Source organism: Acidovorax sp. CCYZU-2555, assembly GCF_018413525.1.
Taxonomy (GTDB): domain Bacteria; phylum Pseudomonadota; class Gammaproteobacteria; order Burkholderiales; family Burkholderiaceae_C; genus Comamonas.
On sequence record NZ_JAHCDD010000001.1, the window covers coordinates 73,534 to 86,653 of the forward strand.

Here is a 13,120-nt window from a genome sequence, read left to right on the forward strand (position 1 = left end):
TAAAGAGTTATTTTCGCTGTTATTTGCGCAGAGCCCAAACTGAATCACCGCAGAGCCAGTTCCAACCGGGCCTGCGGCTTCCAATCCGGCCCCGCCGAGGGCTGTACGGGCGCCCCGAGAAACAGGCGCTTGAGGGACAATTCCTGTGCTGCCAAATAGTCGCGCACCACCACGGCGCGCGCCAATGCAAGCTCACGCATTGCATTGTCGGGCACAGGGACATGGGCCTGCAACAGCGTTCGCATTTCATTGTCGGGCAAATCCTTGACCATTCCAAGTACATTGCGCGGCTTGTTGATATCAGCGCGAGCGTACACCGCTTTGAGCAATGCTGCTTCCTCGGCCGGCGCAACGGCCGTAATGCTGTCTACGGCCTGGCCCGCGCGCAAGGCCTTGCGGCGCTTTTCGGCGAGCAGCATGTGCTGCACCTGGGCCTGCTGCCAGGCGTCGTGCTCGGCGGCCAGCGCGGCTTCGCCGACCACGGTCATCTGCAGCGCGGGGCGCTCGTGCAAGGCCTGGGCGATCTTGTCGAGGGCCTGCTTGCCCGCGGCATCGAGCGCCGCGCTGCCGGGGGCGAACTCCACGGCGCCGGAGCTGCCGGCGTCGCCGCCGAACGCGCCCGACAACAACGCGAAAGGCGATGTCACGGCTTTCATGATGAGATTGCCGATGATCTTGAAGATCACGGGAGCGAGACGGAATTGCGGGTCATTGAGCGAACCGCTGATCGGCAAGTCGAGATCGATCACGCCGTTGCGGTCGGTGAGCAAGGCCGTCGCCAGCCGCACGGGCAGGCTCGCGGGCGCGCCTTCGACGGCTTCGCCGAAAGTCAACTGGTTGAGCACCAACCGGTTGCTCGCCGTGAGCTGGCCGTCGGGCTGGATCTTGTAATTGACATCCATCGACAGCTTGCCGCGCTCTATGCCATGGCCCGCATATTTGATCGCGTACGGGGACAGCGGCGACAGCTCGAGATCGCTCATGCGCGCCGTGACGTCGAGCGCCAGGGGTTTGGCCAGCGGATTGAGCTGGCCCGTGATGTCGAGATTGGCCGTGCCCTGGGCGCGCCCGCGCAGTTCGAGGTCGGCCATCTGCGGCGGCTGGTCGGGCAAGGTCTCGGACGAGAACGCGCCCAGCCGCCCGGCCAGCGCACTCAGATCCGCCGAGTAATTGGGCTGAATGAAATAGTCGGAGAACGCGACCGTGCCGCCGCTGAGCACCACGGGGCCCACATGCACCACGGGCGCCGGGCCCGAGGGCACCACCGCGGGCGCCTCGGCCGTCTGCATGCCGTCGGCCGCGGGCGCGGACTGCTCGGCGGCCTGCTGCTGGCGGGATTTGACGAGGTCCTGCAAATTGATGCGACCGCTGGGCTGCACGATCACGCGCGCATGGAAATCGCTGAGCGCGGTTTCGCGCAGCCGCACCTGGGTCGCGACGCCGGGCGCCAGCGCCAGGTCAAGACCGCGCAGCGCGAGCACTTTCCAGCGCAGCAGGTCTTCGCCGCCGGCCAGGTCGGGGCCGGTCAGATTGGGGCGCGGCGCGGCACTGCCCTCGCCTGCGGGCGCGCTGGGCTGCGCGCGCACGCGCAAGTCGTTGAGCTGCGCATCGCCCAGCAGCGACACCCGCGGCCCGCCCTGCGCGTCTTCATAACGCACGCTTCCCGAGAAACCGCCGTCGGCGCGCAGCACGCGCACATTGAGCAGGTCTGCTATATAAGGCTCGAACGCGTGCAGCGGCAGATCGCTGGCGCGCACCGTGCCTTGCACCAGCAGCGGCGCCACGCGCAAGCTGCCGTCGTAGGCCAGGCTTCCCGCCTGGGCGCGGCGACCGCTGGCCATGCGCAGCGACACCTGCAGCGGCGACGCTTTCTCGGTCTTCGACAGCGGCGCGAAGTCCCTGACCTTGAGCGCCACGCCGCTGGCCTGCCATTGCACCGGACGCACGGGCAGCGCATCGCGATAGCTCACCTGGCCGCCATCGACCACCACGCTTTGCAGCAGCACCTCCCAGGGGCGCGGCGCCGGGCCGGTCTTGGCGGGCGCGGGCGCCGAAGCCGCAAGCCAGGGCTCGAACATCCAGCGGCCCTGGGCATCACGTTGCACGTCGACCACGGGCTGGTTCAGCGTCAGCTGCCCTATGCGCAGTTGCTGCGCGGGCAGCCGCAGATCGGTATCTTCGATCAGCAACTGGCGCATGCGCGCCGGCGCGGCCTTGTCTTGCAGCGCCAGGTCGTCGAGCGCCAGCCGCGCGACCTTGACTGCCGTGGTGCCGCCATTCCAGGCCAGGCCGAGCTGGGCCGTGGCCCAACCCTGCACCAGGGGCTTGAACTGGGCCGACAGATAAGAAGCACCCAAACCCAGCGGAACCGATTCGAGACTGACGCCGACCTGGCCCAGCGCTGCCGTGGTCTGGCCCTTGAAGGCCAGCACGCCAGGCGCGGCCTTTCCTTTGCCCGAAGCCGAAGCCAGCGTCATGCGCCCATCGAACTGCACGGGCTGCGTGAGCGGCAGTGCGAGCGCGCTGGCATTCAGCGCAATATCGGAGATCTGCAGGCGCGCGCCCTGCGCGCCGGCGTCGGCCGACTGGTCGTGCCATTCGGCCCGGCCCTGCGCCACCGTCACCTGGGCGACTTCGACGCGCCAGGGCGTGGGCTGGGCCGCGCCGGCATCGGCAGCCTGACCGGGGCCGGCCAGCGCAAGCCAGTTGATCACGCCGCGCGCGTCGCGCCCGGCGCGCACCTGGGGCTGGGTCAACACCACCGAGTCCACCAGCACCAGCTGGCCCAGCGGCTGCAGGTCGCGCAGCGCCACGTCGAGGCGCTCGAACTGCAGCAGCTCCTGGCCCTTGGCATCGCGCAGCTGAGCCTGGTGCAACGCCAGCTTGCCACGCACGCTGACCTGCGTCTGCTCGGCCTGCTCGAAGCCGATTTCCACATCGGCGTCCAGCCGGCCCGCGACGACCTGCACCGGCAGCGACTTGGGTATATAGCCAAGGAAGTCGGCCAGATCCAGGTCCTGGAACGCCAGGCGCAGCTGCGTGGCCCGGGTGGCCAGAAAAGGCGTGCTGAATGCCGATGAGTCAAACGTGCTGCCGTTGAGCGCGAACGCCAGCCGCGGCTCGACGCGCACTTCGCGCGCGGATGCCAGGGTGCTGATGAACGGCAGGCTCAGATGGAGATCGCGCACCTGCTGCGTGCGCTCGACGAGCGCATCTTGAAAATCGACCGAACCGCCCTGCACCTTGATGTTGTAGAGCGCGAAACGCTGGGGTGCGGCATTGTCTTCGGGCCGGGCCGCGGCGGCCAGCCGCTGCAGGATGTCGTCGATGTCATAGTGGCCCGCGCTGGTCTGCGCGAGATGTACAACCGGTGCGTCGACTTCGATCGCATCCACCACTGGCGCCAGGCGCAGCAGGGACTGCATTTCTGCATCCATATATATACGCTGCACGGACAGCAGCGGCTGCTGGGCGCCGTCCAGTCCGGCGATGCGCAGGCCGTTGAGCGTCAGCTCCAACGTCCAGGGCTTGAATTGCACCGATTCCAGGGTGACGGCGCGGCCCAGTTTTTCCGAGCCCAGGCGCTGGATCTGGCTTTTGAGCACGGCCGGCACGGCGAGCCACAGCAGCAGCCACAGCGCGAGAAGCGCCGACAGGGCCAGCGCGGCGTGGCGCAATGCCCGTTTTTGGTTCAAGAATTTCATGGGGTGCTCAAGGTTTCACTGCGAGCCGCGCGATGCGCTGCGCAGGCGCCATTGCACCAGAAAACCAGGGTGAGCAAAAGTAAGAGCCGCGCCAGGCGGCGCGCAAATAGAAAGCCCGGTCAGCGGCGGGGCCGGTGACCGGGCTTTACGGCAGGCTCCAAGTCCTATGCCGTGGGGATTGCAACCTGGAGAGGATAGTCCTGGTTGCGTGGAAGCATCGATTGCTCCCTGGAGGCCTTAGGAGACAGCCAAAGGACAGGAACTGACAGATTTAAGTGCCGTTCCGCCTATCAACGCTCTTCCAGCAGTCAACTGCCATGGCAGTCGGCTAAAGAATAAGCGAGCTGCAGTGCAGCAATCCAATGAGTTTTTGCAATGGTCGAAAAAACTTAATAGAACTGACACAAATGGCTGTCAATGGGAATTTTCCAGGGGACAAACCGCTGAAACATGCGTTTCTATACAGGTTTTTATATGCCTTTTAAGTCTAACAGATATTTTTTATAGTATTGACTTGGTATTAGGTGAGCTTCTAGAATCCGCCATTCTCGAAAAAGAGACCCTCTCTTCGCTGCATACAAGTGCTCAGACCACTTCCTTTGATGCCTTTCCGGCACCGCACAAAGGCTTGCAGCGCGCCAATCTAGGCGTTCGCCCCATGCCCCCTCACGGGTCAGCAAAGCGGGGTGACGCCTGTTGAAAGGAATCAATATGCCTGCATTAGCGAAAGCTTTCGCTGCAATGCGAACCTTCGCGTCCGATGTGACCGACGGTTTTCTGGAAATTACCCACAACAGCTTTGCCCTGCTGGGTCTGGCTGTGGCCTTCGTGGCCATCACCTTGTTCGCCCGTCCCGACCTGCGCCTGGAAGGCGAAGCCCACCTGCGCGATTGGCTGCAGGCGCGCCAGGTGGCCGTGATCGACATGCCCACCGAGCCCGATGCGATTGATCGCGCCACGGCGAGCAATCCCAAGGACCTGCCGCGCGAGCAGGCCGCTGTCGCCTTCTGGCTCAGCAAGAAATACCGGGTCGCGCCCGAGCCGCTGGCCGCGCTGGTCTCCGAAGCCTACACGCTGGGCCAGAGCAACAAGATCGACCCGACACTGATCCTGGCCATCATGGCCATCGAATCGAGCTTCAACCCGTTTGCGCAAAGCGCGGTCGGCGCCCAGGGTCTGATGCAGGTCATGACCAGCGTGCACACCGACAAGTATGAAAACTTTGGCGGCCGCCTGGCCGCGTTCGACCCCGTGACCAATCTGCGGGTCGGCGTCAAGGTGCTCAAGGATGCGATCGGCCGCGCAGGCTCGGTCGAAGGCGGCCTGCGCCACTACGTGGGTGCCGCCAACCTGCCCAACGACGGCGGCTATGCGGCCAAGGTGCTCGCCGAGCACAGCCGTCTGCGCCAGGCCGCGGGCCTGCGCGCTCTGCCTCCTGCCGCCCCTGCCGCTCCGGCCCAGCCTCTGCTCACCGTCAAGCAGACCGCTCCTCAGGTCGCTCCCGCGGCCGAACCTGTCGCCAGCGCCAGCGAACAGGTCGCGTTGAACACCAACCTCTGATCGAAGTACCCCGCGCTGCGCCCCGCCGCAGCAAGCCCTTTGCCGCGCGGGCATCCGGGCTCGGCTACACTACCGGGGTACGCAACTGGCGATAGGCGCAGTCCAGGAGGTCGAAAGACCGGGCTGCCGCTGACGTGGAAACCAACGGATGCTGGCCATCTGTGAACCACCGGGGAGCGTACCGCCCAGGCATAACGGATCCGCCTGAAGCGTTCCGCCGTTCGCCTGGGCAGCCCTTGGCCTCAAGGGACTACAAGTTCATAGGACTGCCATGTACCACCGCAATATCACTGTTGAAAAAGCCGACCCCGAACTGTTTGCCGCCATCCAGGCCGAAAACCAGCGTCAGGAAGACCACATCGAGTTGATCGCGAGCGAGAACTACTGTTCGCCCGCCGTGATGGAAGCCCAGGGCTCCCAGCTCACCAACAAGTACGCCGAAGGCTATCCAGGCAAGCGCTACTACGGCGGCTGCGAAAACGTCGATGTGGTCGAGCAACTCGCCATCGACCGCGTCAAGCAGCTGTTCGGCGCCGATGCCGCCAACGTGCAACCCAATTCCGGCTCCCAGGCCAACCAGGCGGTGCTGCTGGCTTTCCTCAAGCCCGGCGATACCATTCTGGGCATGAGCCTGGCCGAAGGCGGTCACCTGACCCACGGCATGCCGCTGAACATGTCGGGCAAGTGGTTCAACGTCGTTTCCTATGGCCTCGATGCCAAGGAAGAGATCGACTACGACGCCCTGGAAGCCAAGGCGCGTGAACACAAGCCCAAGCTGATCATCGCCGGTGCCTCGGCCTACGCGCTGCGCATCGACTTCGAACGCTTCGCCAAGATCGCCAAGGAAATCGGCGCCATCCTGTGGGTCGACATGGCCCATTACGCCGGCCTGATCGCCGCGGGCGTGTACCCCAACCCCGTGCCCCACGCCGACGTGGTCACGACCACGACGCACAAGAGCCTGCGCGGCCCGCGCGGCGGCGTGATCCTGATGAAGGCCGAGCACGAGAAGGCCATCAATTCGGCGATCTTCCCCGGCCTGCAAGGCGGCCCGCTGATGCACGTCATCGCCGGCAAGGCCGTGGCGTTCAAGGAAGCGCTGACGCCCGAGTTCAAGGCCTATCAGGCCCAGGTCGTGAAGAACGCACAAGTGTTCGCCGAAACGCTGATCGAACGCGGTCTGCGCATCGTCTCCGGCCGCACCGAAAGCCACGTGATGCTGGTCGACCTGCGCGCCAAGGGCATCACCGGCAAGGCCGCTGAAGCCGCTCTGGGCGCCGCCCACATCACCATCAACAAGAACAGCATCCCCAACGATCCTGAAAAGCCGATGGTGACCAGCGGTATCCGCGTGGGCACGCCCGCGATGACCACCCGTGGTTTCAAGGAAGAAGAAGCCCGCCTGACGGCCAATCTGGTCGCCGACGTGCTCGACAACCCCACGGACGAAGCCAACCTGGCCGCCGTGCGTGCCAAGGTGTCGGCGCTGACCGCGCGTTTCCCCGTCTACCGCGACTGAAACCCGGCTTTGCGCCCCGCTCCCAGCCATGAAGTGCCCTTTTTGCAGCCATCCTGACACCCAGGTGGTCGAGACCCGCGAGGCGGAAGACGGCGGCTTCATCCGCCGCCGCCGCCAGTGCGGCGGTTGCGACAAGCGCTTCACGACGTACGAGCGGCCGGAAGTCAGCTTCCCGGCCATCGTCAAGAAAGACGGCCGGCGCATAGAGTACGAGCGCGCCAAGCTCAGCGGCTCGTTCTCGCTGGCGCTGCGCAAGCGCCCGGTGAGCACCGAGCAGGTCGATACCGCGATCGAGCGCATCGAGGAAAAGCTGCGCAATCTGGGACTGCGCGAAGTGGCGTCCAGCCGCATCGGCGAGCTGGTCATGCACGAGCTCAAGCAGCTCGACAAGATCGCCTATATCCGCTTTGCCAGCGTCTATCGCAGCTTTGAAGACATCGAAGACTTCAAGAGCGTGATGGACGAGGTGCGCAGGGGCTGAGACCTGCGGTTCGTGCTGAGGGCGCAGACGCCCTTCGACAGGCTCTCAAGAAACAGCTTTTTTGTCAAATAAATCAATGACTTAGAAGGTGGTCGATTTTTGCAAACGGCGGCAAAACAGTGGCCCGTTCGTGGTGAGCCTCCCTAGCCGGGCGCGTCGCACCATGAACGGCCCGTCCTCATGACTTGAGCACAGGCCGTTCACCCTTCGACGGGCTCAGGGCGAACGGGGATTTTGAAGCCCGATGTTTCTTTTGAAAGCCTTGCGAGACCCCGTCTCGCTTACCCCGCTCAGGGCGAACGGCCATCAGCCATTCGTGCCTGAGAACAAAGCACCACAAAAAAGCCATCCCTGGGGATGGCTTTTTCACGTCTGCAGAAGACTCAGAGCAGTGACGACGCAATCGGCGCCACGCCATGGCGCACATCGCCGCACTGCGCGCGGTGCAGCAGCGCGTGGTCCATGACCACCAGCGCCAGCAAGGCTTCGGCGATGGGTGCGGCGCGAATGCCCACGCAGGGGTCGTGGCGGCCCTTGGTGATGACTTCCGTGGGCTGTCCATGCACGTCGATGGATTCGCGCGGGCTCAGGATGGAGCTCGTGGGCTTGATCGCGATCGAGACTTCGAGGTCCTGGCCGGTGCTGATGCCGCCGAGCACGCCGCCCGAATGGTTGCTCGCAAAGCCCGAAGGCGTGAGCGAATCGCCGTGCACGGTGCCGCGCTGCGCGACGCTTGCAAAGCCGGCGCCGATTTCCACGCCCTTGACAGCGTTGAGGCCCATCATCGCGTAGGCAATATCGGCATCGAGCTTGTCATAGAGCGGCTGGCCCAGGCCCACGGGCACGCCCGTGGCCTGCACGCGGATGCGCGCGCCACAGGAGTCGCCGGCCTTGCGCAGCGCGTCCATGTAGCTTTCGTAGGCCGCGACATCGGCCACGGCAGCGAAGAACGGGTTGTTGGGCACATGCGCCCAGTCTTCGAACGGAATCTCCAGTTCGCCCAGCTGCGTCATGCAGGCGCGGAACTCGGTGCCGTACTGGGCCTTGAGCCATTGCTTGGCGACCGCGCCGGCAGCGACCGTGGGCGCCGTGAGGCGGGCCGACGAGCGGCCGCCGCCGCGCGGGTCGCGAATGCCGTACTTGTGCCAGTAGGTGTAATCGGCGTGGCCGGGGCGAAAGCTCTCGGAGATGTTCGCGTAGTCCTTGCTGCGCTGATCGGTATTGCGGATCAACAGCGCGATCGGCGTGCCCGTGGTCTTGCCTTCATAGACGCCCGACAGGATTTCGACGACGTCGGCTTCCTGGCGCTGGGTCACATGGCGGCTGGTGCCGGGGCGCCGGCGGTCCAGGTCATGCTGGATGATGGCTTCGGTCAATGGCATGCCCGGCGGGCAGCCATCGATCACGCAGCCAATGGCCGGGCCGTGGGATTCACCAAAATTGGTGACGCTGAATAGGGTTCCGAAAGTATTGCCGCTCATGGCGCGCGATTATGCCGGTGTATGAAGTGCTTGGCACTTGAGCAACACATTGATACGATTTGCGCTGATGCGCGCCAACGTCTCGACAGGCCCGTTCACCATGAGGAGCACCGCCGTCCCATGCAAGCCGCCAGCCCCATTCCTCCCGCGCCAGCGCCTGCCGCCCATGCCCTGACGCTGCCAGACTACCTGCCGTCGCTGCCGCTCGCGCTGGATGTCAGCGACTGCGCGATCGTGATCACCGACGAGCAGCGTCGCATCGTCTACGTCAACGCCGGCTTCGAGCGGCTGTTCGGCTATCCACTGCATGAAGCGCTGGGCAGGCGCCCGCGCGAACTGCTGCTGGGCAAATCCTTCGCCCAGGACGCGCTGGCGCATATCGATGAGCAATTGGCGCGCAATGGCCGCTTCACCGGCGAAGCGCTGTGCTACCACCGCAACGGCGATCCCATCTGGGTCTCGCTGGTCAGCAACATCCACCCGCCGCCCGGACCGGGCCAGCCGCCTGACTCGGGCTGCGCCGTGGTCACGCTCACCGATCTCACGCCCACCAAGCACCAGGAGGCATTACAAAGCCGCGTGCTCGAAGCCATGGTGCGCGAAGTGCCGCTGCCCCAACTGATGGCACTGGTCTGCGCGGAAGTCGAACGCATCGCGCCGGACGTGATTGCCAGCGTGCTGCGCGTAGACCCCGAAGGCCGCCTGCACGTGCTGGCCGCGCCTTCCCTGCCGTCCGTGCTGTGCGAGGCCATTGAAGGGGCCTATATGGGCCCGCAGGCGGGCTCCTGCGGCACGACCGCGTACCTGGGCGAACCGGTGGCCGTCACCGACATCGCCACCGACCCGCTGTGGAACGATTACCGCGCGCTGTTCATGCCCATGGGAATCCGCGCCTGCTGGTCCAGCCCGATCAAGAACCACGCGGGCCAGGTGGTCGGAACCTTTGCTTTCTACTTTCGTGAGGCGCGCGGCCCGAGCAACCTGCATCTGCGCCTGGTCGAAGTCTGCCTGCACCTGTGCACGCTGGCGATGGCGCGCGACAGCGCCCAGAGCCGCATCCATCAGCTGGCCTATTACGACACGCTCACGCAACTGCCCAACCGCACGCTGTTCACCGAGTTCGCGCAGTGCGCGCTGGCGACGCTGCGCCAGTCGGCCGCGCCCCAGGCCGCGCTGCTGTATATCGACCTCGACCGGTTCAAACAGGTCAACGACAGCCAGGGCCATGCCGCGGGCGATGCGCTGCTGTGCGAAACCGCGAACCGCCTGCGCGCGCATCTGGGGCCTGGCGATGTCGCGGGCCGGCTGTCCAGCGATGAGTTCGTGCTGCTGCTGCCGGGCGCCTGCAGCGAGCAGGCGATCGCCACGGCGCAGCGGCTGCTCGACAGCATTGCCTTTCCTTTCGTCCACCAGGGCATGCAGCATCTGCCCCAGGCCAGCATAGGCATTGCGCTCTACCCTGAGGATGGCGCCGACATTCCCATGCTGGTAAGCCATGCCGACCAGGCCATGCATGCCGCAAAGAAGCAGCCCACATCGCATTGGTGCCGTTTCATCCCCGAGCTGGGGGTGCTGGCGCAGGAGCGCATGGCGATGGAGCGCGACCTGCGCCAGGCGATTGCGCGCCAGCAGCTGCATCTGAACTTCCAGCCGCAGGTGCTGGGCCAGTCGACGCACCGGCTGCATGGCGTCGAAGCGCTGGCGCGCTGGAACCATCCCGAATGGGGCGCGGTATCGCCCGCGCGCTTCATTGCCGTGGCCGAAGACGCGGGCCTGATCCAGGCGCTGACGCAATGGCTGCTGGACGCCGCCTGCGCACAGATGGCGCGCTGGCGTGCGGCCCGGCTGCCGGTGCCGCAGCTCGCGATCAACCTGTCTGCGCACAACTTCCACGATCCGCAGCTTGCCAACCAGGTCGGCGCCGCGCTCGCGCGCCACGGGCTGCAGCCCAGCGACCTGATGCTGGAGATCACCGAAAGCGTGATGATGGATGCGAGCGCCGCGACCACGGCCAACCTGCATGCGCTGCATGCGCGCGGCCTGCAACTGTCGCTCGACGATTTCGGCACCGGCTATTCCAGCCTGAGCCATTTGCACCGGCTGCCGTTCAGCGAACTCAAGCTCGACCAGAGCTTTGTGCACGACCTGCAAGGCAGCGACTCGGCGACCGCGCTCACGCGCTCGGTGCTGAGCATTGCGCGCAGCCTCGACATGAAGGTCGTGGCCGAAGGCGTGGAAACGCGCGAGCAGTGCGAATGGCTGCAAAGCCATGACTGCGCGGTGATGCAGGGCTATCTGTTTTGCCGGCCGGTGGCGGCGGCGCAGCTTGAGGAGTGGCTGGCGGCGCAGTAGTCGCGGAGGACCGCCCCAAGGCAAAACGCAATGGGGGGCATCGCCCCCCAGTCAGCTTATTCCGCGCCCTGGCGCTCGCCTTCGGGCCAGTCGCGGATGTAGGCCTTGAGCATGCGGTTCTCGAAATTCTGGCTGTCGACGACGGCCTTGGCGACGTCGTAGAAGCTGATCACGCCCATCAGCATGCGCTTGTCCATCACGGGCATGTAGCGCGCGTGGCGATCCAGCATCATGCGGCGCACTTCGTCCATTTCGGTTTCCAGCGTGCAGGTCAGCGGCGCGTCGTCCATGGCCGAGCGCACCAGCGTCGTGCCGGCGGCGTTCTTCACCAGCGCCTGGATCACTTCGCGGAACGTGAGCATGCCCACGACGTCCGAGTGTTCCATGACGACCAGCGAACCGATGTCCTTCTCGGCCATCGTCTCCACGGCGCGGCTCAGGGGCTCATCGGGGGAAATGGCGTACAAGGTATTGCCCTTGACGCGAAGAATGTCGCGAACTTTCATGTTTTGTCTCCGGCTGCTGCCGCTGGGAATGGAGGCCTCTCCAACTGGTGATTGATCTTAATCGACAAACCCGCGCCCCAGGCCAGTGCTACGGCTTTTAGGCCGTCAGCGACCAGGTCGCCAGGGTGCCCGCCTGCGCTGACCTGCCCATGCATAATCGTTGGCCCAGGGCTCCCCTCCGGGGGCACCGTTGCGATTGACCATATCTGGAGACAAGATGCCCGGTTACTCTGACCCCGGCTTCGATACGCTGAGCCTGCACGCAGGCACGCAGCCCGACCCCGTGACAGGCGCGCGCGCCGTGCCCATCCATCTCACGACTTCGTTCGTGTTCGAGTCCAGCGACCACGCGGCCTCGCTGTTCAACCTCGAGCGGCCCGGCCATGTCTACAGCCGCATCAGCAACCCGACGAATGCCGTGCTCGAGCAGCGCGTGTCGGCGCTCGAAGGCGGCGTGGGCGCGATTGCCGTGGCCAGCGGCCAGGCGGCGCTGCATCTGTCGGTGGCGACGCTGATGGGCGCGGGCAGCCATATCGTCGCCAGCACGGCGCTCTACGGCGGCAGCCAGAACCTGCTGCACTACACGCTGGCGCGCTTCGGCATAGAGACCACCTTCGTCAAGCCCGGCGACATCGACGGCTGGAAGGCCGCGGTGCGTCCCAACACCAAGCTGTTCTTCGGCGAGACCGTGGGCAACCCGGGCCTGGACGTGCTCGACATTCCCACCGTGTCGCAGATCGCGCACGAGGCCGGCGTGCCGCTGCTGGTCGACTCGACCTTGACGTCGCCCTGGCTGATGAAGCCCCTGTCGCTGGGCGCCGACATCGTCTACCACTCGGCGACCAAGTTCCTCTCGGGCCATGGCACGGTGATCGGCGGCGTGATCGTCGACGGCGGCAGCTTCGACTGGGAGCGTTCAGGCAAATTCCCCGAACTCAGCGCGCCCTACGACGGCTTCCACAACATGGTGTTCACCGAGGAAAGCAGCGTCGGCGCCTTCCTGCTGCGCGCGCGCCGTGAAGGCCTGCGCGACTTCGGCGCCTGCATGAGCCCGCACACCGCCTGGCTGATCCTGCAAGGCATAGAAACCCTGCCGCTGCGCATGGAACGCCATATGCGCAACACCGTCAAGGTGGTCGAGTTCCTGGCCAGCCACCCGATGGTCAGCCGCGTGGGCCACCCCATGCTCGAAAGCCACCCCAGCCATGCGCTGGCCAAGAAGCTGCTGCCGCGCGGCGCGGGTTCGGTGTTCAGCTTCGACATCGCGGGCAACCGCAACCAGGGCAAGAAGTTCATCGAGACGCTGAAAGTCTTCAGCCACCTCGCCAACGTCGGCGACTGCCGCTCGCTGGTGATCCACCCGGCCAGCACCACGCACTTCCGTATGGACGACGCGGCGCTCGCCGGCGCGGGCATCAGCCAGGGAACGATACGCCTGTCGATCGGCCTCGAAGACGCCGACGACCTGATCGACGACCTCAAGCGCGCGCTGAAGGCCGCGGAAAAAGCGGCATAGG

8 protein-coding genes and 1 riboswitch are annotated in these 13,120 nt (G+C 65.4%); of the genes, 5 read left to right on the forward strand and 3 right to left on the reverse strand.

Features of this window, described 5'->3' with window-relative positions; translation table 11 throughout:
• Positions 1-44 precede the first annotated feature (44 nt).
• Positions 45-3,704, reverse strand: coding sequence for a DUF748 domain-containing protein (locus KHY18_RS00335; protein WP_213293212.1), 3,660 nt, complete (start codon positions 3,702-3,704; stop codon positions 45-47).
• 711 nt (positions 3,705-4,415) lie between these two features.
• Between KHY18_RS00335 and KHY18_RS00340 the strand changes: the two genes are divergently transcribed.
• The 3 genes from KHY18_RS00340 (at position 4,416) to nrdR (ending at position 7,264) form a co-directional block, all read left to right on the forward strand.
• Positions 4,416-5,264, forward strand: coding sequence for a lytic transglycosylase domain-containing protein (locus KHY18_RS00340; protein ID WP_213293213.1), 849 nt, complete (start codon positions 4,416-4,418; stop codon positions 5,262-5,264).
• 71 nt (positions 5,265-5,335) lie between these two features.
• A riboswitch (ZMP/ZTP riboswitch) is annotated at positions 5,336-5,502 on the forward strand.
• A gap of 33 nt (positions 5,503-5,535) precedes the next feature.
• Complete coding sequence (gene glyA, locus KHY18_RS00345; RefSeq protein WP_159913719.1) at positions 5,536-6,783, forward strand: serine hydroxymethyltransferase; 1,248 nt, start codon at positions 5,536-5,538, stop codon at positions 6,781-6,783.
• Positions 6,784-6,811: 28 nt separating this feature from the next.
• On the forward strand, positions 6,812-7,264 hold the full coding sequence (gene nrdR, locus KHY18_RS00350; protein WP_213293214.1) for a transcriptional regulator NrdR: 453 nt from the start codon (positions 6,812-6,814) through the stop codon (positions 7,262-7,264).
• Positions 7,265-7,647: 383 nt separating this feature from the next.
• Here nrdR and aroC read toward each other — a convergent pair whose 3' ends face one another.
• Positions 7,648-8,745, reverse strand: coding sequence for a chorismate synthase (gene aroC / locus KHY18_RS00355; protein ID WP_213293215.1), 1,098 nt, complete (start codon positions 8,743-8,745; stop codon positions 7,648-7,650).
• Between the two features lie 120 nt (positions 8,746-8,865).
• On the opposite strand from aroC, the gene KHY18_RS00360 reads away from it, so the two are divergent.
• On the forward strand, positions 8,866-11,097 hold the full coding sequence (locus KHY18_RS00360) for a sensor domain-containing protein (RefSeq protein WP_213293216.1): 2,232 nt from the start codon (positions 8,866-8,868) through the stop codon (positions 11,095-11,097).
• A gap of 56 nt (positions 11,098-11,153) precedes the next feature.
• Here KHY18_RS00360 and KHY18_RS00365 read toward each other — a convergent pair whose 3' ends face one another.
• Positions 11,154-11,603: a CBS domain-containing protein gene (locus KHY18_RS00365; protein ID WP_213293217.1), complete on the reverse strand. Its 450-nt coding sequence runs from the start codon at positions 11,601-11,603 to the stop codon at positions 11,154-11,156.
• Positions 11,604-11,820: 217 nt separating this feature from the next.
• Here KHY18_RS00365 and KHY18_RS00370 point away from each other — a divergent pair, with 217 nt between their 5' ends.
• Positions 11,821-13,119, forward strand: coding sequence for an O-acetylhomoserine aminocarboxypropyltransferase (locus KHY18_RS00370; RefSeq protein WP_213293218.1), 1,299 nt, complete (start codon positions 11,821-11,823; stop codon positions 13,117-13,119).
• Position 13,120 lies beyond the last annotated feature (1 nt).